The sequence below is a fragment of the Ensifer sp. Root142 genome, assembly GCF_001426785.1.
In the GTDB taxonomy this organism is placed as follows: domain Bacteria; phylum Pseudomonadota; class Alphaproteobacteria; order Rhizobiales; family Rhizobiaceae; genus Ensifer; species Ensifer canadensis.
Genome location: NZ_LMFK01000001.1, coordinates 691,763 through 711,109, shown reverse-complemented (window position 1 = coordinate 711,109; position 19,347 = coordinate 691,763). Strand labels below are relative to the sequence as shown.

Here is a 19,347-nt window from a genome sequence, read left to right as displayed (position 1 = left end):
GTGTAGAGACGCTCTCAGAAGTCCGGCGCTACGCCGAAGACGAACTCCACCTGCTCGCCCGACATGTTGTAATATTGGTGATCGGTACCGGCCGGAATATAGAACCCGTCGCGCGGATTGAGCTCGAACCAGGCCTGGCCTTCCGCGTCGGGCACGTGAATGTTGAGCGTTCCGGAAACGACGTAGAGGCATTCATCGCCCTTGTGGCGCTCGACGCCCGTGCGCTTGCCGGCCAGCAGCGTTGTCTTGCCGACCGTCAACTGGTCGGTGGCGCAATAGAGGCCGGTAAAGGCGCCTTGCGTCGCCTGGTCCAGGCTCCACAGCAGATCGGCATCGCGCATCGGATGGATCGTGCGTGCGTCGCGTTGGGCTTTTGCTTCCATCGGCCAGCGACCGATGAACTCGCTCTGGCTGTAACGCGACTGCGCAAGCTCGAGATAAGGCTTGGTGCGGGCATAGGGACCGGACGTGCCCTTTGCCGGCGGCGGCGCAAAGAACTCCAGCACCCGTACCTGGTCATTGCCGAGGTTGAAGCCATGGTGCCAGGTATCCTTGCGGAAGAACAGCGCCTCGCCCTTTTGCGCGATGCAGAACTCGCCTGTTTCGGGATTGGCAAGGCCGAGCGTGCCGCTCAAGACATAGAGCACTTCATCGGCACCGAAGATCGTCCTGAAAGCGTCGGTATGCTTGAAGCAGCCGCCGGGCTGCATGCCGAAGACGATCTGGTGGATGCTGTCGGTGGAGGCGTAGATCCAGTCGTCGACGAGGCCGGCATTCTCCTCTCCCCAGAGATGCCGGGTGACGCCAGCATAGGGAATGTGGCTGGCGCGGTCGAAGACTGGACGCGGTGAAGGCTTGTAGCCCATCGGTAACTCCTTGGCTGCGGCGCGTCGTTGCGCGCTATTTTCGGTTTGAGGACGCGCGCGTCCGTTCGATCAGGCGGGCGGTGACCTTGCGCTTCATTTCCGGGTCGAGATGCATGACGTTGAAAACCTCCGCCATCCACAGGCCCTCGACGGCAAGGCGGATGATCGTGGCGTCGACCGGATCCAGACCGTCTTCTTCGACCGCCGCCTGGCAACGAATGTTCTGCTGGCGCACGATTTCAAGCAGGTCGGGAAAGTTGGAGAGCGCCGCCGTGATGCTGGCGCCGAGGCGGTCGTATTGCTCGCCGGTACTTGCGGCTTCCCCAAGCGTCGCGCCGACATAGGCTCGTGTGTAGCGGCCGTGCGGATCCTCGTCCTCATGCTCGATGCCGGCAAGACCGGTCTCGAAGCGGTAGACGAACCGTTCGACCATGGCGCGCACAAGGGCGTCCTTGCTGGCGAAATGATAGAGGATGCCCCCCTTGCTCAGGCCCGTCTGCTCCGCGACCTCGTCGAAGGTGAGCGAGGAAACGCCCTTGCCCACGACGATCGCCTCGGCGGCAGTCAAAATACGGTCCCGTGCGCTTTCACGTTTTGCCATGTCGGTACAATCCAGTGTTGAAAAATCTGCGCACGCTATATCCCTGAACTCTCGCGCAGGCGATCGACGATCTCGGCCATCAGCGCCAGATCGTTGCGTGAATCGTCGAGCGTGGTTTTCGGCTGCGTGCCCTTGACCAGATGATCGTGGAAGGCGCGCAATTCGAGCGCGAAGGGGTCGGTATAATCAGGACCGAAGACCCTTGTCTCCGTCTCGGTTTCGGTCGAATCGATCACCTCCAGCGAGGTCGGCAGGTTGCGGATATAGGGCGTGTCGTAGCTGACACGCAGTTGCCGCCGGTCGGACAGCACCTCGATGCGCGCGTCGAAGCGGGCAACGTTGTCGATCATCGCCTCGTAGATCGCGGTGAAATGGCCATAGTCGAAAAGCGCGACGATGGATTCCCCATTGGCCTTGTGATGGGCCGCGATCACCCGCTTCGGCAGCCCGATCAGTTCGCGCATCGCCGAAAGGCTGTGGGACGACAGCCCGGTCAGGACCTGATAGGCGCGCATGAGGTCGGCGGGCGCATCCTCCCCGACGACCTGCTTCAGGAGCGCCGACGTCTGCGCGCGGGATTCGGCGAGGAACGCGGCGTCCAGATCGGTTGGGTAGAAGATGTTACGGGTCTGTTTGATGAAGAACGGGCCCTCGCAGATGATATCGCGCACGCGGACGTAACGGAGCTCTTCCGGCTTCGGCATCATTGCCTTGGCGCGAAGGAAGCTCGGCGAATAGCGGCGCATATAGGCGACGAACAGCAGCTTGTCGGTGGCCTTGGCGAGCGGCGCGACCGCGTCGATCTCACCGAGCGTGAGGCAGGCCGGCTTTTCCAGGAAGACATGCTTGCCGGCTTTGAGCGCCAGTTCGAGATAGAAGCTGTGCGTCTGGTCCGGCGTCAAAATGAAAACGGCATCGATGTCGGGGGAAGAGACGAGCGCCTCTGCCGTCTCGAACGGCTTTGCACCGGGGTAGCGCGCCGAACAATAGGCCGTCAGGCTCGGCGAGACGTCGTAGACGCCAGCAATTTCAAACAAGTTCCGGTGATCCGAAAGGATCGGCAGATGCATGAGCTGGCTGACTTCGCCAAGCCCGATCAAACCAACGCGAACGACACGCATGAAAGCAACCTTTCCGCCTCACGAACGAGGCAACAATTCAACCTTTGACCGCACCGGCCGTCAGGCCGGAGACGATATGTTTCTGGAAGATGAGAGCGAGGATGACCAATGGCACGGTGACGATCGTCGATGCCGCCATGATCGCGCCATAGGGGAATTCGTACCGGCTGGAGCCCGAGATCAGGGCGATCGCCACCGGCACGGTGCGGTTCTCGTCCGTCAGGATGAAGGTCAGCGCGAACATGAACTCGTTCCACGAGGCGATGAAGGCCAGCAGTCCCGTCGAGATCAGTGCCGGCCCCATCATCGGCAGGAAGATGCAGCGCACGATCCGCAAGGGCGAGCAGCCGTCCATGATCGCCGCCTCCTCGATCTGTTTCGGCAAATCGCGCATGAACGTGGTCAGCACCCAGATGTTGAACGGCAGCGTGAAGATCATGTAGGAGAAGATCAGCGAACCGACCGTGTTGTAGAGCCCGAGCCAGCGGATCATCTCGAACAGGCCGGACAGAAGCGCGATCTGCGGGAACATCGAGACCGCGAGCACCAGCAGCATGATCGGCGAACGACCGCGAAAGTCGATCCGGCCGAGCGCATAGGCGGCCGCAATCGCCAGCACCAGCGAGAGTGCGACGACCGAGAAAGCGACGACCAGCGAATTCAAGAGGCTGCGCAGGAAAACGCCGTCCGACAGGATCGCCGTATAATTGTTGAACTTCAGGTCCGGGAAGAACGTCACGTCGAAGATCGCCTGACCTGATTTCAGCGATGAGGCGATCATCCAATAAAACGGAAACAGCGTGTAGAGCGCGACGACGCCGAAGAGGCTGTATATCGCGATCCTGTGCAGGCGTTTGCGGGCGTTGCTTCTGACCATGTCAAACTCCCAGCAGACGGCGGTTGAGACGGAAGACGGTGACGTAGATCGCTGTCACGACGGCGATCATCAGGAAGACGGCGGTACTAGCAGCCGAGCCCACCCCCATGTCCTGGAAATTGACGAGGACCTCGCGGGCATAGATCGACACCGTCTTGGTGTCGTCGCTGTTGGAGGAAAGCACGAAGCTCAGGTCGAACATGCGCAACGCATCGAGTAGGCGAAAGAGCACGGCAACTGCAATGCTCGGCGCCAGCAGCGGCAGCGTCAGCGAGGTGAACTGCTTCCATGCCGGCACGCCGTCGATCGCGGCGACCTCGTAGATGCCGCGCGGTAGCATCTGCAAACCCGCCAGGATCAAAAGCACCATGAAGGGCGTGGTGATCCAGACATCGACGGCGATGATCACCGGCATGACCAGGGAGGCATTGGCAGTCCAGGCGATGCCGCTGTCGATGAAACCGGCCATCTTCAGCACGTGGTTCACGATGCCGAACTGGTCATGCAGCATCCACTGCCACATGCGGGCGCTGACCACGACCGGGATCGACCAGGGGATCAGGATGATCGCCCGCATGGCGCCGCGCCCGGCGATGTGGGAGTTGAGAAGGAGCGCGATCGTCAGCCCGAGAACGGTCTCGATCGACACCGAAATGACGGTGAAATACAGCGTATTGCGGACGGATTGCCACCACAGCGGATCTTCGAACAGCGCCCGATAGTTGTCGAAGCCGATGTAACTGTAGAAGTCCGGCTCCGTCAGCAGCGCGTCGGTGAAGGAAAAGACAAAGGTGCGCCCGAGCGGCCAGAGGGCGACGGCGGTCAGCACCAGCAGGCTCGGCGCCAGAAACCACCAGGCGGTGCGGGCGCGGGCCTGCCGCAATCCGAGAGATCTTATTACTGCCCCTGACGTCATCGTCTCAAGCCTCCGCAGCGCGAAGCGCACTTTCGTCGACCCCGAACAGATGCGCCTTCGACTGCATCCAGCCGATGGTGATGTCGGCATTCGGCCGGAGATCCGGCTTGCCCTGCACCTTCATCACCAGCATCTGGCCATCGCCGACACGCGCGTGCACCAATGCCTCGCCACCGAGCGGCTCGACGAGCAGCACCTGCGCCGGGATCTGCACCTCGCCGCCGCCAAGGATCAGATCCTCGGGCCGCAGGCCGATGCTGATCTCGCCGTCATAGTCGATACGGCCGAGCGTATGGGTGCCCCCCATGACCTCCAGCCGGCTCGCGCTTGTCTCGCGATGCAACGTGCCCGGCAGAAAATTCATCCGCGGTGCGCCGATGAAGCTGGCGACGAATTTGCTCGCCGGCCGCTCATAAAGTTCCATCGGCGTGCCGACCTGGGCAATCCGGCCGTCCTTCAGGACGACGATGCGATCGGCAAGCGTCATTGCCTCGAGCTGGTCGTGGGTGACATAGACGGTGGTGGCCTTGAGCTCGCGGTGAATACGCGCGATTTCGACGCGCATTTCCATGCGCAGATCGGCATCTAGGTTGGAGAGCGGCTCGTCGAAGAGAAAGAGCTTTTGCGAACGCACCAGCGCACGGCCGATGGCGACCCGCTGCTGCTGCCCGCCGGAGAGCTGGGCGGGTCGACGGTGCAGCAGATGTTCGATCTTGAGAAAGCGCGCGACCTTGCTGACCCGCTCCTTGATTTCGCCGGCGCCCAGTCGCGCTGTCTCCAGCGCGAAGCCGAGGTTGCGCTCGACGCTCATGTGCGGATAGAGCGCGTAGGACTGGAACACCATGGCGATGCCGCGCTCGGCCGGCGGCGTTTCGTTCATGCGCCTGCCGCCGATCTGCAGTTCGCCGTCGGAAATCTCCTCGAGCCCGGCAATCATCCGCAGCAAGGTCGACTTGCCGCAGCCCGACGGGCCGACGAACACCACGAACTCTCCTTCGCCAACCTTCAGGTTGACTTTGTCGATCACGGTCAGCGCGCCGAAGCGCTTGACGACATCGGTTAGGCCAATTCCACTCATATGCGCACCGCCTGTTTGCGAGCTTTGTTTGCAAGCGCCGCCACGCCGACCGCGCAGGCCGTGTCGCCAAGGACGCTTCTGATAATGGGAAGATCCCGGGCGCCATCGGCCCAGATGAATGGGCGCGTCAGGCTAGCAAGGCGCTCGTTGACCGAAGGGTCGCCGCCGATACCGCCGCCAAGGATCAGGATTTCAGGGTCGAGTGTGTTGACGAGCTGCCCGAGATAGGAGGCAAGCGACAAAAGCGCGTCGCCGACCATCGTGGCCGCCCTCGGATCGTGTGCTTCCGCTTCGAAGAGCTGCAGCGCGGTCGTCCCCGGACGGTCGATGAGTTTGCCGTAGCGCTCGCCGAGCGCCTTGCCGCTGGCGAAAAGCTCAAGATTGTGGCGTACCTGAAGGTCCTGATCTTCGCCGCCAAACGCCACGAGGTCGCTACCGGAAAAATGGATGGCAAAGCCGCGAGCGCCGGCATAGGGGGTGCCGCCGATCACCAGCGAATGCGATAGGCCGGTCGAAATCGTCACATAAACGAAGGGATCCGCATCGACGCCAGCTCCGATCCAGCCTTCGGCGTAGGCCGCGGCCCGTACATCGCTGTCGATATGAACAACACCGAAGCGGCTGAGATGCTGGCGGTAGTCGAGATCGCGCCAATCGAAATTCCAGGCCGATGCCGGTTCGCCGGCGCCGGTCACGAGTTCCGGCAGGCAAAGGCCGAGGCCTGCGGTATCGAGCTTGCGTGCGCTGCTTTCGGCCTCCATGGCCTCGGCGAGCACCCCGACCAGTTCGAGGACTGCACGGCCGCCTTGCTGGCAGGGCGTCGCGGCCGTGCGCTCAGTGATAACGGCACCGTCGGCCAGACGCACGAGGCAAGCCTTGGTCTTCGTCCCGCCGACATCGATGCCGATCGCGTGCTGGCTCACGGGCGCGCTCCCAATCGACCGGCCGCCGCGGCATCGATGTGCAACTCGGCATCCCGGCATTCGGCGGCAATCGTCGCCGGCCAAGTGGCGTCATAGGCCGTGGCGCCGCTCATGCGTTCGCAGGCGTGGCGTTTGCCCTCGCCCCAGGCGATCATCGCTACGGATTTCGACAGCTCCGCAATCGAGCCGATACCGATGGTCACGCCATGCGACGGTACTTCGTCGATGCCGCGAAAGTCGGGGAAGGTCGCGAGATTGTCGCGCCGCGTCTGCTCGGCTAGAGCGACCACCCGCGTCCGGCTATCGCGCGCCGAGCCTGGCGGGTTGAACGCGATGTGACCGTCGCCGGCGCCGGAAGCGAGCAGAAAAAGATCGATGCCGCCGACAGCGGCGATGCGGGCATCATAGTCGTCGGGATTGCTTGGGTCCGGCATCCAGAAGTTTGCCCGAGGAATGCGAAGTTCGGCAGGGAGGCCCGCGTTGATCCGCCCGACGATCTCACGCTCGCCGAACCCGCGGCAGGAGAAATGCGCCGATGAAGCCGGCGGCGTCAGACGGTCGCCGCCGCTGGTCTGCAAGTATTCGTCCATCATGACGATGACCAGCCGCGAGCAATTGATCGGCTCAACCTTCAGCCGCCGGCCGATCGCCTCGTAGACCGGCATGGGGCTGCGCCCACCCGGACAGCCGAGCACATAAGCACGGCCTTCGGAACCTCGCGCCCGGATGCCATCGACGATCCGCTCCGCCAGATGCTCTCCGATCGATAGCGGCGTATCGTGGACCTCGACCTTCATGCCTTTGCCCGCTCAGCCAAAAGCTCGGAAACGAAGCGGAAATTCCGTTCGGCGATGGTTTCCGGCGTGTCGGGATGGCCGCGCGCAAGATCCTGCTCGACCACGAGCGGGCCATCGTAGCCCGTCTGCCGCAGCGCATCGACGAAAGCGGCAATGTCGACGACGCCGCGATCGAGGTCGGTCATGATGCCCTCTTCGAAGGCGCGGTCGCTGTGGATGCCTTCGGCCAGAACCCGTTCGCGATAGGCGCCATCGACGTTCTTCAGGTGGATGGCGTTGATCCGATCCCGGTGACGGACAAGGAAATCAGTCGGATCGGCCTTCCAATAGGCGTGGTGACCGGTATCGAGGCAGAGCCCGACAAGGCCTGGCTCCGTCTCGGCAAGCAGGCGCTCGATCTGCGGCTCAAGCTCGACGCAGGTGCCCACATGCGGGTGAAAGCTGAACTCCAGCCCATGCGAGCGGGCGATGCGTGCAGCGCCCGTGGTCTGCTCGACGACGGAGCGCCAGCCTGCTTCATCGACCACGCCCATCCTGTCCTTCGGATAGAACTCCGACTCGTCCATCAGGATGAAATGCGTCGCGCCGACCTCAGACAGCAGCCGACAGATCGCTTGCGTCTTTTCCTTAAGGACCGGCCAGGAGGCGGGATCGGCGAGTGTGTGGACATGGGCCGCCGCGACGACCGAAAGGCCGCGGCTGCCAAGCTCGGATGAAAGCACCTCTGGATCCGTGGCAAAGAAGCCGTAGGGTCCAAGTTCGGTGTGCCGGTAACCGGCCGCCTTGATGCGGTCGAGATAGTCGGTCCAGTTGATTTCGTTGCCTTCGGGCCAGTAAACGCCCCAGCAGCACGGTGCTATCGCAATGTTCACGGGTGATGTCCTCGATCGGTGGGAAATAGGCGGGGGCTTACCAGCCCCGCGCCTTTAGACGTTCCAGGTCGCTCGCAACCTTCGCCAGGGCATCGTCCGCGCTTTCCTTGCCGCTCAGCACATTGTGCACGCTATTGAAGATCCGCTGGGACACCCGGTTGTAGGACGCGCCCGTGACCTGCGACGGACGCGAGGCGCTTTCGGCATATGCCTTCTCGGCAAACTGCAGCGAAGGATTGGCCGCCAGAACGTCCTTGTCTTCGTAGAGCGCCTTCAGCGTCGGGCTATAGGCCTGGAGCGCGCGGCGCTTCTGTTCCTTGGCGCCGGTGAGATAGCGCACCAGGCTGACGGCGGCGTCTACATCGTCGGCGTATTTCGACACACCGAGAAGACCCGCCCCGTAACATCCGCTCGACTTGCCGCCTTCAGCCCCAACCGGAAGCGCCATGACGCCGACCTTACCGCGCAGCGACGATCCGTCGGCCTGCGTCGTGCCCCAGACATAGCTCCAATTGCGATGGAAAACCGAGTTCCCGGCTTCGAACACGCCGCGCGAGCCTTCTTCGTCGTAGTTCAACACGCCTTCCGGGCTGATCCCGCCGATCCAGGATCGGGCAATATCGAGCGCTTCGGCCGCCTTCGGATTGTTGGCTGTGATCTCGCCCTCGGGCGAAATGAAGGTTCCGCCGCCGTAGGATGCCACCCATTCGAGCGCGTCGCAGGTCAGCCCTTCATAGGCTCGCCCCTGCCAGACATAGCCCCACATGTCGGGACTGCCTGATGCCCGCTCCTTGTCCTGGATGAGCTTCGCCGTCTCGGTGAGCTCCCGCCAGGTCTTCGGCTCGGCCTTGCCGTACTTCTCCAGAAGGTCCTTGCGATAGAACATCAGGCCGGCGTCGACGAACCACGGCATTGCCAGCAGCTGGCCATTGATGGTCGCGTCGGCAAGAGACGATTCAAAATGGCTGGAAACTTCGTCGGCAGGCACCTTCTGCCGGAGATCGACGAGGTGCGACGCGAGCGTGCCGACCCAGATATTGTCGAGGGTCAAGACATCAACGTCGCCGGACTTTCCGGCGAGCAGCTGCTGGTAGAGCGGCAGCGCCTCGCCCCAATTGGCCGGCATCTTGTTGATCTTGACAGTATTGCCGGTTTCCTTGGCCCAGGCCTCGGAGGCCGACTGGCAGAGCTCGAGCTCCGCGCCGGCCGAGCTGCAGAAAATCGATACTTCGGCCGCAGCCGCTGGAAATGCGGCAAACGCCGCGGTGGCCAAGGCGGCCGCTTTCACACACTTCGTCCAATGCATTCTCGTCTCCTCCCCAGAAAACGCTTTGCCTCGATCAGTGATGACAAATTACTATACCGTCCAGACGGTACAGTAAAGTGGGGAGAACGAGAATTTCACAGGAACGTTGGCGGCCCGGCAGCAAACCGCCAGCCTATGACCTAGGGCGGCAACGCCACGAGGCTATCCCGCAAAAGAAAAAAGGCGTGGCCCACCAGAAAGTGGACCACGCCTTGCCGCACCGAGATGCGGTCTTGCCCTAGGAGGCAGCTTTATTCGGCTGGCTGAAGACCCGGAACCGGGCTTTCCGGCAGCGCCCGGCCGCCAAGGGTTGCGGCAAGCTGGGTCTCATCCAGTTCGCCTTCCCACTTGGCGACCACGATGGTCGCAACCGCGTTGCCGACAAAGTTGGTCAGTGCCCGGCACTCCGACATGAAGCGGTCGATGCCGAGGATCAGCGCCATGCCGGCAACCGGCACCGCCGGCACGACCGAAAGCGTGGCGGCAAGCGTGATGAAGCCGGCGCCGGTAATGCCGGCTGCACCCTTGGAGCTCAGCATCGCCACGAGCAGCAGCAGCACCTGGTCGCCGAGCGACAGCGGAATGTCGGTCGCCTGGGCAATAAAGAGTGCGGCGAGCGTCATGTAGATGTTGGTGCCGTCGAGGTTGAAGGAATAGCCGGTCGGAATGACCAGCCCGACAACCGAGCGCTTGCAACCGGCCTTTTCCATCTTGCTCATCAGTCCCGGCAGCGCCGCTTCCGAAGAGGATGTACCGAGAACGAGCAGCAGTTCTTCCTTGATGTAGCGGATGAGGGCGACGATCGAGAAGCCGTTGTAGCGGGCAACCGCGCCGAGCACGACGAAGACGAAGAGCAGCGAGGTCAAATAGAATGTGCCGATCAGCATGGCGAGATTGGCGATCGAACCGACGCCATATTTGCCGATGGTGAAGGCCATGGCGCCGAACGCACCGATCGGCGCCGCCTTCATCAGGATCGCGACCAGCTTGAAGATCGGCAGCGTCAGCGCGTGCAGGAAATCGACGACAGGCTCCGCCTTCTTGCCGACCATGGCGAGCGCCAGGCCGAACAGAACGGAGATGAACAGCACCTGCAGGATATCGCCCTCGGCAAATGCGCCGACGAGCGTGGTCGGAATGATGTTCATCAGGAAGCCGGTGATCGACTGCTCATGCGCCTTCTCGGCGTAGGAGGTGACCGCCTTGACGTCGAGCGACGCGGGGTCGATGTGCATGCCGGCGCCGGGCTGCACCACATTGGCCACGATCAGGCCGATGATGAGCGCGAGCGTCGAGAAGGTCAGGAAGTAGATCATCGCCTTGCCGGCGACCCGCCCGACCTTGGCGAGATCGGTCATGCCGGCAATGCCGGTGGCGACGGTCAGGAAGATGACCGGGGCAATAATCATCTTCACCAGGCGGATGAAGGCATCGCCTAGCGGCTTAAGCTGCGTGCCGACCTCCGGGTAGAAATGGCCGAGCAGGATGCCTGCGGCGATGGCCGCCAGAACCTGGACATAGAGATGACGATAGAAAGGTGTCTTGCCGCGCGGTTCCGCGGATTGGTCGATAATCATGATATCCTCCACTTAGGCCCAGTCCGGCGTCATGCCGGGCCTCCCAGGCCCTATTTCCGAAGCGCGACAGCTCGGGCTGTCATCAGGATGTCATCTGCAATGGGCGTGCCAGATCGCAGCACAGCTGATCAGGCCATTGAAATATCGCCACTTTTTCGAGAATCTTGGATCACGCACACGAATATTTGAGCGGATATCCGCACAGATCATCTGGAAACTTGCGCGGAATAATGCACAATTCCGCCATGTCCATGCCCGCGCCCAGCCCTATCAATCCAGAGGATCTCGACCGGCACATGCGCCGCGCCTGGCTGATTTTTGCCGCGCTAGCGTTGGTGTTGCTGGCAGCGGGGCTTTTTTTCGCCGGCGAATATGGGCGAAACAAGGCGCTTGAAACCGTCGACATCCAGAGCCGCATCGATGCCAATCTCAAGGCCTCGCTGCTGAGGGCAGTGCTGGAGCGGCAGCGCGCGCTGCCTCTGGTACTGGCAGACGATGTAGAGGTGAAGACGGCGCTTGAGAAGGGTGGCGACCAGCCGTTGCAGCGGCTCAATCAAAAGCTCGAGGCGCTGGCCGCCAATACGGATGCGGCGGTGATCTACGCGATTGGCCTCGACGGCGTGGCGGTGGCTGCCAGCAACTGGCGCGAGCCAACCAGCTTCGTCGGCAATGACTACGCTTTCCGCGAATATTTCCGGCTGGCGATGCGCGATGGCAAGGCCGAGCATTTCGCCATGGGCACCGTCAGCAAGCGGCCAGGCCTCTACATATCAAGACGTGTCGACGGGCCTGACGGCCCGATTGGCGTCGTGGTCGCCAAGCTCGAATTCGGCGGGGTCGAGGCCGATTGGCTCGCCTCCGGCAAGCCGGTCTATGTCACCGACCGGCGCGGCATCGTGCTGATCACCAGCTTCCCGTCCTGGCGCTTCATGACGACCCGTACCATCCCCGGGGATCGCCTCGCCGCCATCCGCGACAGCCTGCAGTTCGGCGATGCCTCCCTGCTGCCGCTACCGTTCCGCCGGATCGAGCCAACGAGCAATGGATCGAGCGTGCTGACAGCGCTTCTGCCCGGCAGCAGCGAGCGGCAATACCTCAGGGTCGAGACCATGGTGCCCTCGACCAGCTGGCGGCTGGAGCAATTGGCACCGCTAGACGCAGCCCTTGGCGCCGCGAGCCGCGAGGCAAGGCTGCTGGCCCTTGCCGTTATCGTGCCGCTGCTGGCGCTTGCCGCATTCCTTCTTCGCCGGCGCCAGGCTTTGACGCAGGTCGCGGCCAACGAACGCGCCGCGCGCGATGAGTTGGAACGCCGAGTGGCCGAGCGCACACAGGACCTAAGCCTCGCCCGCGATCACCTCGAAACCGAGATCGCCGACCACAGGCGCACGGGCGAGAGGCTGCAGGCGGTGCAGCAGGAACTGGTCCAGGCCAACCGCCTGGCAATCCTCGGACAGGTGGCGGCGGGCGTTGCCCACGAGATCAATCAGCCGGTCGCAACCATCCGCGCCTATGCCGACAATGCGCGCACCTTCCTCGACCGCGGCCAAAAAGAAACCGCCGTCGAAAATCTCGAAAGCATCGCTGCGCTGACCGAGCGGGTCGGCACCATCACCGACGAACTGCGCAGCTTTGCGCGCAAGGGCCGTTTCGTCGCCGAACCGACGGCGATGCGGGAGGTGATCGAAGGCGCTCGAATGCTGCTGCGCAGCCGCTTTGCCGGCCGCATGGACGCGATCGTCATCGACCTGCCTGATAACGGCCTCAGCGTGCTCGGCAATCGCATCCGCTTGGAACAGGTGCTGATCAACCTGTTGCAGAATGCCCTGGAAGCCCTCGGTGATCGGGCAGACGCTGAGATCCGTGTGCGGTGCGAGTTAGGCCCCTCCGAAACAGTTTCGCTTGTTGTCGCCGACAATGGTCCGGGCATTCGGCCCGATATCCTCGAAGACCTTTTCACGCCGTTCAACACCTCCAAGGATGAAGGTCTCGGTCTCGGCCTTGCCATCTCCAAGGAGATTGTCGCCGACTATGGCGGCGACATCGAGGTCAAGACCAGCCCTGAGGGCACCGTCTTCACCGTGCGTTTGAAGAGGGCCTGAGCGATGCAGCAATCCGTATGCCTCGTCGACGACGACAGCGAACTCAGGCGGGCGATGAAGCAGACGCTGGAGCTTGCCGGCCTCGCGGTCTCCGCCTTTCCCGGCGCGGCGGAAGCGCTCGCAATCCTCAACCCGGATTTTAGCGGGATCGTCATCAGCGATATCCGCATGCCCGGGATCGACGGCCTCACGCTGTTTCGCCGGATCGCCGATTTCGACCCCGACCTGCCCGTCATTCTGGTCACCGGCCACGGCGATATCCCGATGGCCGTTCAGGCCATTAAGGACGGCGTCTATGATTTCATCCCGAAACCCTTTGCCGCCGACCGTCTGGTGCAGAGCGCACGCCGCGCCTTGGAAAAACGCCGGCTGGTGATGGAAAACCGCGCGCTGAAACGCGCAGCCGAAGTCGCCGGTGAGAGCCTGCCGCTGATTGGCCAGACACCGGTCATGGAACGGCTGCGCCAGACCTTGCGGCATATCGCCGACACCGACGTGGATGTGCTTGTTGCCGGCGAAACCGGCAGCGGCAAGGAGGTGGTGGCGACGCTGCTGCACAATTGGAGCCGGCGCCGCAACGGCAACTTCGTGGCGCTGAACTGCGGCGCACTGCCGGAAACGGTAATCGAGAGCGAGCTTTTCGGCCACGAGCCCGGCGCCTTCACCGGTGCCCTGAAGAAGCGCGTCGGCCGTATCGAGCATGCGAGCGGCGGCACGCTTTTCCTCGATGAGATCGAGGCGATGCCGCCGGCAACGCAGGTCAAGATGCTGCGAGTGCTTGAAGCCCGTGAGATCACGCCGCTTGGCACCAATATCGTGCGCCCCGTCGATATTCGGGTCATCGCCGCGGCCAAGATCGACCTCGGCGACCCGGCCCAGCGGGGCGATTTTCGCGAGGATCTCTATTTCCGGCTGAACGTCGTCACCCTGTCGATCCCGCCGCTGCGCGAACGCCGGGACGATATCCCCCTTCTCTTCTCGCATTTCCTGACGCGGGCAGCCGAGCGTTTCAAGCGCGACGTGCCGACGCTTTCGCTGGCCGTCAGCCACTATCTGAGGTCTCATTCCTGGCCGGGCAATGTGCGCGAGCTCTCGCACTTCGCCGAGCGCGTTGCCCTTGGCGTCGAAGGTTCGCTCGGCCAACCGATTGCCGCGGCGCCGACCAGTGCCGGCCTGCCCGAGCGGATCGAGCGCTACGAGGCGGAAATTCTGAAAGAAGCGCTGCGGGCGCAGCACGGCGACGTCAAGGCGACGATCGAAGCGCTCGGCATTCCGCGCAAGACCTTCTATGACAAGCTGCAGCGGCACGGCATCAACCGTGCGGATTATGCCGATCGCCGGGGATCAGAGAAGTCCGGCCGCTAGCGCATTTCCAGGAAAAGTGCGGAGCGGTTTTCCGTCAGGAAATGCGTAAAAACGAAAAGAACGAGCGTGCCCGCGGCTTCGTCTCATCCGGAAACGCTCTACCGGGCAATCAACAGGCCTGACACGCAACCTTCGGATTAACGCTTGACGGCGCATCCGGATCGATGGCTATCTCTAGGCATTCACCAGGGGGGTCCCGTCAAGGGGCTGAGATACTGCTGGGCGGATCGGCTTTGCCGACCGAGGCGCAGTGACCCGTTGAACCTGATCCAGTTCATACTGGCGTAGGGACGGTGCAGACATTGACGCCACGATTCCGTCATTCGCGCGGAATTTCAGGCAAACATGTCTTTTCCTTCCGGCTTCAGAACTGGGTCTCCAACCGCAAACTTGGAGCCTCATCATGAATATTGCCACCAAAACCGCAGAACTCTCGGTCACAAAAGGCCCGCTTCCCGCCTCGAAAAAGGTCTACAAGCCAGGCACGATCCATCCCGACATCCGCGTTCCCATGCGCGAAATCACCCTGCACCCGACGTCGGGCGAGCCGCCGGTCACCGTCTACGACGCCTCCGGTCCCTACACCGTAGAAGATGCCAACATCCGCATCGAGGACGGTTTGCCACGACCGCGCCGCAACTGGATCATCGCTCGCGGTGATGTCGAAGCCTATGACGGACGCGACGTGCGGCCGGAAGACAACGGCTTTGCCTCCGGCGACCGGCTGACGCCGACCTTTCCCTTCCGCCACGCGCCCTTGCGCGCGACCGGGCGGCGCGCGGTGACGCAGCTTGCCTATGCGCGGGCCGGCATCATCACGCCCGAGATGGAGTTCGTCGCCATCCGCGAGAACCTTGGCCGCGACGCTGCACGCGTCACGCTACGCGACGGCGAAAGCTTTGGTGCCCATATCCCCGATCACGTCACCCCCGAATTCGTCCGCCAGGAGATCGCCAGCGGTCGCGCCGTGCTTCCGGCCAACATCAACCACCCGGAGTCCGAGCCGATGATCATCGGCCGGAATTTCCTGGTGAAGATCAATGCCAATATCGGCAACTCCGCCGTCACTTCGTCGATGGCCGAGGAAGTGGAGAAGATGGTCTGGGCGACCCGCTGGGGCGCAGACACGGTCATGGACCTGTCGACCGGCCGCAACATTCACAACATCCGCGAATGGATCATCCGCAACTCGCCCGTGCCGATCGGCACCGTGCCGCTCTACCAGGCGCTGGAAAAGGTCAACGGCATCGCCGAGGATCTGAGCTGGGAAGTCTATCGCGATACGCTGATCGAGCAGGCGGAACAGGGGGTCGACTACTTCACCATCCATGCCGGTGTCCGGCTGCACTATATCCCGCTGACGGTCGACCGGGTCACCGGCATCGTCTCGCGCGGCGGCTCGATCATGGCGAAATGGTGCCTGCACCACCACAAGGAGAGCTTTCTCTACGAGCACTTCGAAGAGATCTGCGACATCTGCCGCGCCTATGACGTCTCGTTTTCGCTCGGCGACGGCCTGCGTCCGGGGTCGATCGCCGATGCCAATGACGCGGCGCAATTTGCCGAACTGGAAACGCTGGGCGAGCTGACGAAGATCGCCTGGGCGAAAGACTGCCAGGTGATGATCGAGGGGCCTGGCCACGTGCCGATGCACAAGATCAAGGAAAACATGGACAAGCAGCTCGCTGTCTGTGGCGAGGCGCCGTTCTATACGCTTGGGCCCCTGACGACCGACATCGCCCCGGGCTACGACCACATCACCTCGGGCATCGGTGCCGCGATGATCGGCTGGTTCGGCACGGCCATGCTCTGCTATGTGACACCGAAGGAACATCTGGGGCTTCCCGACCGCAACGACGTCAAGGTGGGCGTCATCACCTACAAGATCGCGGCCCATGCCGCCGATCTCGCCAAGGGGCACCCGGCGGCCCGCACGCGCGACGACGCCCTGTCGCGCGCCCGCTTCGAGTTCCGCTGGGAGGACCAGTTCAACCTGTCGCTCGATCCGGAAACCGCCCGCTCCTTCCACGACGAAACCTTGCCGAAGGAGGCGCACAAGGTCGCGCATTTTTGCTCCATGTGCGGGCCGAAGTTCTGCTCGATGCGGATCTCGCACGACATCCGCGCCGAGGCGCAGAAGGAAGGGTTTCAAGCGATGGCGGCCAAGTATCGTGAAGGTGGCGACCTCTATATGCCGGTCGACAGCGAGGCAGAAGTTCGGGGATAACGATCACGCCAGAAGGGGCGGCAACCCCGCCCCTTCTGGCGCCCGGCGGGCTCCGGCACTCTTTACGCAATGGCCCATCTCTTCGTCATGCTCGGGCTCGACCCGAGCATTGGAGGCAGCCGGCATGTCGATACGAGGCTGACACAGAGGTGCCGGCTGGATGCTCGGGTCAAGCCCGTGCATGACGGTGTGAGAGGAATTGCTGCCGCATCAGCATCGTGATCGCTCCAAGGAGGTCGCACCCGGCCGCCCCTTCCAGCCCCCTAAGGGCTACCTGCAAGCCGGACGGCGACGTCGAGCAGGACATTGGCACCGGCGACGAGGTCTGCCGGATCCGTGTGTTCGCGCGGATTGTGGCTGATCCCGTCGCGGCTCGGCACGAAGATCATCGCCGCCGGCGCGATGCGCGCGATCATCTGGGCGTCGTGGCCGGCGCCGGAGGTCATCCGCCGGCTCTTCAGCCCACGGGCCTTCGCGGAAACTTCAATCGCCGCGACGATCGCACCGTCGAAACTGACGGGCTCGAACCGGGCGAGACGCTCGACAGAGACGGTCACATGCTCTTCCTGCTCAAGCTGGTCGAGAAAGCCGGAAAGCGCGCTTTCAAGTGCCCTCAGGCGATCCTCGTCCGGGTCGCGCAGGTCGATGGTAAAGACCGCGCGCGAGGGGATCACGTTGATCGCGTCCGGCTCGAAGCGCATGGTTCCGATCGTCGCAACGCTCGGCGCGTTTGATCGCGCGATGTGCTCGCGCAGGAACAGGCCGACGCGCGCGGCAGCAAGGCCCGCATCGGAGCGCATTGCCATCGGCGTGGTACCGGCATGATTGGCAACGCCCTCTATGGTCACGCGCTGCCAGGAGATGCCCTGCAGATTTTCGACGGCGCCGATCGTGGTCGCTTCGCGCTCAAGCACCGGCCCCTGCTCGATGTGCAATTCAACATAGGCATGAGGTTTCAACGAGCCGGGCTCGACGCTTCCGGCGTAGCCGATGCGTTTGAGTTCCGATCCGAGCGTCGTGCCATCGGTTCCGACCGTCGCAAGCGCGGCTTCGACCGCAAGGCCGCCCACATGAACAAGCGACCCCAGCATATCGGGCGCGTAGCGCACCCCCTCCTCGTTGGTAAAGGCCGCGACGACGATCGGGCGGACAGGCGCGAATCCCTGCTCCTTCAGTGTCTCGATGACTTCGAGGGTGGCCAGCACGCCGTAGCTGCCATCGTAGATGCCGGCATTGATGACCGTGTCGATATGGGAGCCGAGCATTAACGGCGATTGCCCGGCGTTATCCTGGCTTTGCCAGACGCCGAAGATATTGCCGATGCGGTCGACGGCGATCTCCAGCCCCGCAGCCCGCAGCCAAGCGACTAGGCGGTCCCGCCCGAGCTTGTCGGTGTCAGACGCAGCAAGCCGTGTCAGTTGCCCCTGATCGTTGCGCCCGATCGCGCCGAGTTCGCGGATACGGGTAAGCAGACGTTCGGCATTAATGGACTGATGAGACATGACGGCGCCGCCTTCAATCGTGTTTGTGTTGAGCATCGCGACTCTCACTGCCCCACATCCGGTGCGGCCAGCCGTTGCCGGACGATTTCGGCGTGGAACCGGGCACCGAAGATCAAGGCATCATCATTGAAGTCGTAATGCGGATTGTGCAGCGGCGCGGATTCCTGGCCGTTGCCGATAAAGACGAAGCAACCCGGCACATGCGCGAGGAACCGGGCAAAATCCTCCGATCCGGTCATCGGCTCAGCGGCGACGGCGACATTGTCCGTCCCGAACACCGCACCGGCCGCTGCGAAGGCATGATCGACGAGAGCCGGATCGTTGAGCAACGGCACGAACTCACGCGTATAGGTCACCTCGACCTCGCAGCCATAGGCATCCGCCGTCCCCTTGGCGATGGTGCGCATCTGCTGTTCGATCCTGGCGCTCACCTCAGGTCGGAAGCTGCGCGCATCACCGAGAATGCGGGCCAGGCCTGGCAAGGCATTGCGCGTGCCGTCGGTGATCAATTCGGTCACGGAGACGACGGCGATATCGGCCGGAGAGAGCCTTCGCGAAACGATGGTCTGGAGATTGACCACTGTCGCGCAGGCAGCGACCAGCGTCTCGTTGCCCGCGTGAGGTCGCGCGGCATGGCCGCCGACGCCCTTGAGCGTGATCTCGAAATTGTCTTCGGCCGACATGATGGCGCCGGCACGGGTCTCGAACTTTCCGACCGGCAGGCCCGGCATATTGTGCAGCCCATAGATCTCGTCGAAGGGAAAGCGTTCCAGCATGCCATCGGCGAGCATGGCAAGTGCACCCTTCCCCCATTCTTCAGCTGGCTGGAAAACGAAGCGCACGGTCCCGTCAAAGCCGCCCTCCTCGGCCAGCAGCTTTGCTGCGCCGAGCAGCATCGCCGTATGGCCGTCGTGGCCGCAGGCGTGCATCGTGCCGGGCCGGGTGGAGCAATAGGCAATTGTCCCCTGTTCCGCGATACGCAGCGCATCCATATCGGCACGCAGCGCTATGGCGCGATTTCCCGTTCCATGCCGCAGCGTGCCGATCACCCCGGTGCCACCGATACCTTCGGCGACCTCGTCAAGGCCGAATTCCCGCAGCTTGGCGGCAACGAAGGCCGCTGTCCGCTTTTCCTCGAAACCGAATTCCGGATGGGCGTGCAGGTCATGACGCCACGCCGTCATCTCCGCCACAAGCTTGTCGATATCCGTGTTTGCCAT

General features: G+C 63.0%; 16 protein-coding genes and 1 riboswitch. Of the genes, 3 read left to right on the top strand and 13 right to left on the bottom strand.

Annotation, left to right across the window (positions count from 1 at the left end):
• Positions 1 to 14 precede the first annotated feature (14 nt).
• The 11 genes from ASD52_RS03425 to ASD52_RS03375 all read right to left on the bottom strand — a co-directional run bounded on the left by ASD52_RS03425 (position 15) and on the right by ASD52_RS03375 (position 10,934).
• Positions 15 to 866 carry a cupin domain-containing protein gene (locus tag ASD52_RS03425; RefSeq protein ID WP_025429245.1) on the bottom strand — a complete coding sequence of 284 codons (852 nt, stop codon included), beginning with the start codon at positions 864 to 866 and terminating at the stop codon, positions 15 to 17.
• A 34-nt stretch (positions 867 to 900) separates the two neighbouring features.
• Complete coding sequence (locus ASD52_RS03420; RefSeq protein WP_038577941.1) at positions 901 to 1,467, bottom strand: TetR/AcrR family transcriptional regulator; 567 nt, start codon at positions 1,465 to 1,467, stop codon at positions 901 to 903.
• A 35-nt stretch (positions 1,468 to 1,502) separates the two neighbouring features.
• Complete coding sequence (locus ASD52_RS03415; RefSeq protein ID WP_057222847.1) at positions 1,503 to 2,588, bottom strand: Gfo/Idh/MocA family oxidoreductase; 1,086 nt, start codon at positions 2,586 to 2,588, stop codon at positions 1,503 to 1,505.
• Between the two features lie 37 nt (positions 2,589 to 2,625).
• Positions 2,626 to 3,465, bottom strand: a complete 840-nt coding sequence (locus tag ASD52_RS03410) for a carbohydrate ABC transporter permease (RefSeq protein ID WP_057209818.1) — start codon at positions 3,463 to 3,465, stop codon at positions 2,626 to 2,628.
• A 1-nt stretch (position 3,466) separates the two neighbouring features.
• Positions 3,467 to 4,381, bottom strand: a complete 915-nt coding sequence (locus ASD52_RS03405; protein WP_051509250.1) for a sugar ABC transporter permease — start codon at positions 4,379 to 4,381, stop codon at positions 3,467 to 3,469.
• A gap of 4 nt (positions 4,382 to 4,385) precedes the next feature.
• Positions 4,386 to 5,459 (bottom strand): sn-glycerol-3-phosphate ABC transporter ATP-binding protein UgpC, encoded by a 1,074-nt coding sequence (ugpC, locus tag ASD52_RS03400; protein ID WP_057209820.1) that lies wholly within the window; start codon positions 5,457 to 5,459, stop codon positions 4,386 to 4,388.
• Positions 5,456 to 6,382 carry an ROK family protein gene (locus tag ASD52_RS03395; protein WP_025429251.1) on the bottom strand — a complete coding sequence of 309 codons (927 nt, stop codon included), beginning with the start codon at positions 6,380 to 6,382 and terminating at the stop codon, positions 5,456 to 5,458. Before ASD52_RS03395 ends, ugpC begins: the two co-directional genes overlap by 4 nt.
• On the bottom strand, positions 6,379 to 7,179 hold the full coding sequence (locus ASD52_RS03390; protein WP_057209822.1) for a 6-phosphogluconolactonase: 801 nt from the start codon (positions 7,177 to 7,179) through the stop codon (positions 6,379 to 6,381). Before ASD52_RS03390 ends, ASD52_RS03395 begins: the two co-directional genes overlap by 4 nt.
• Complete coding sequence (locus tag ASD52_RS03385) at positions 7,176 to 8,051, bottom strand: sugar phosphate isomerase/epimerase (RefSeq protein WP_057222846.1); 876 nt, start codon at positions 8,049 to 8,051, stop codon at positions 7,176 to 7,178. The genes ASD52_RS03390 and ASD52_RS03385 overlap by 4 nt, the downstream gene beginning before the upstream one ends.
• Positions 8,052 to 8,088: 37 nt before the next feature.
• Positions 8,089 to 9,357: an ABC transporter substrate-binding protein gene (locus ASD52_RS03380; protein ID WP_057222845.1), complete on the bottom strand. Its 1,269-nt coding sequence runs from the start codon at positions 9,355 to 9,357 to the stop codon at positions 8,089 to 8,091.
• 251 nt (positions 9,358 to 9,608) lie between these two features.
• Positions 9,609 to 10,934: a dicarboxylate/amino acid:cation symporter gene (locus ASD52_RS03375; protein ID WP_057209827.1), complete on the bottom strand. Its 1,326-nt coding sequence runs from the start codon at positions 10,932 to 10,934 to the stop codon at positions 9,609 to 9,611.
• A 230-nt stretch (positions 10,935 to 11,164) separates the two neighbouring features.
• On the opposite strand from ASD52_RS03375, the gene ASD52_RS03370 reads away from it, so the two are divergent.
• The 3 genes from ASD52_RS03370 to thiC all read left to right on the top strand — a co-directional run bounded on the left by ASD52_RS03370 (position 11,165) and on the right by thiC (position 16,625).
• On the top strand, positions 11,165 to 13,033 hold the full coding sequence (locus ASD52_RS03370) for a sensor histidine kinase (RefSeq protein ID WP_057209829.1): 1,869 nt from the start codon (positions 11,165 to 11,167) through the stop codon (positions 13,031 to 13,033).
• A 3-nt stretch (positions 13,034 to 13,036) separates the two neighbouring features.
• Positions 13,037 to 14,398 carry a sigma-54 dependent transcriptional regulator gene (locus ASD52_RS03365; RefSeq protein WP_025429257.1) on the top strand — a complete coding sequence of 454 codons (1,362 nt, stop codon included), beginning with the start codon at positions 13,037 to 13,039 and terminating at the stop codon, positions 14,396 to 14,398.
• Positions 14,399 to 14,575: 177 nt separating this feature from the next.
• Positions 14,576 to 14,707: riboswitch (TPP riboswitch) on the top strand.
• A gap of 94 nt (positions 14,708 to 14,801) precedes the next feature.
• Complete coding sequence (thiC, locus tag ASD52_RS03360) at positions 14,802 to 16,625, top strand: phosphomethylpyrimidine synthase ThiC (protein ID WP_057222844.1); 1,824 nt, start codon at positions 14,802 to 14,804, stop codon at positions 16,623 to 16,625.
• 263 nt (positions 16,626 to 16,888) lie between these two features.
• Here the strand turns inward: thiC and ASD52_RS03355 are convergent, their stop codons facing one another.
• Together ASD52_RS03355 and ASD52_RS03350 are read right to left on the bottom strand one after the other, a co-directional pair.
• Positions 16,889 to 18,127 carry a Zn-dependent hydrolase gene (locus ASD52_RS03355; RefSeq protein ID WP_057223385.1) on the bottom strand — a complete coding sequence of 413 codons (1,239 nt, stop codon included), beginning with the start codon at positions 18,125 to 18,127 and terminating at the stop codon, positions 16,889 to 16,891.
• Between the two features lie 44 nt (positions 18,128 to 18,171).
• Positions 18,172 to 19,347 carry a M20 aminoacylase family protein gene (locus ASD52_RS03350; RefSeq protein WP_057223382.1) on the bottom strand — a complete coding sequence of 392 codons (1,176 nt, stop codon included), beginning with the start codon at positions 19,345 to 19,347 and terminating at the stop codon, positions 18,172 to 18,174.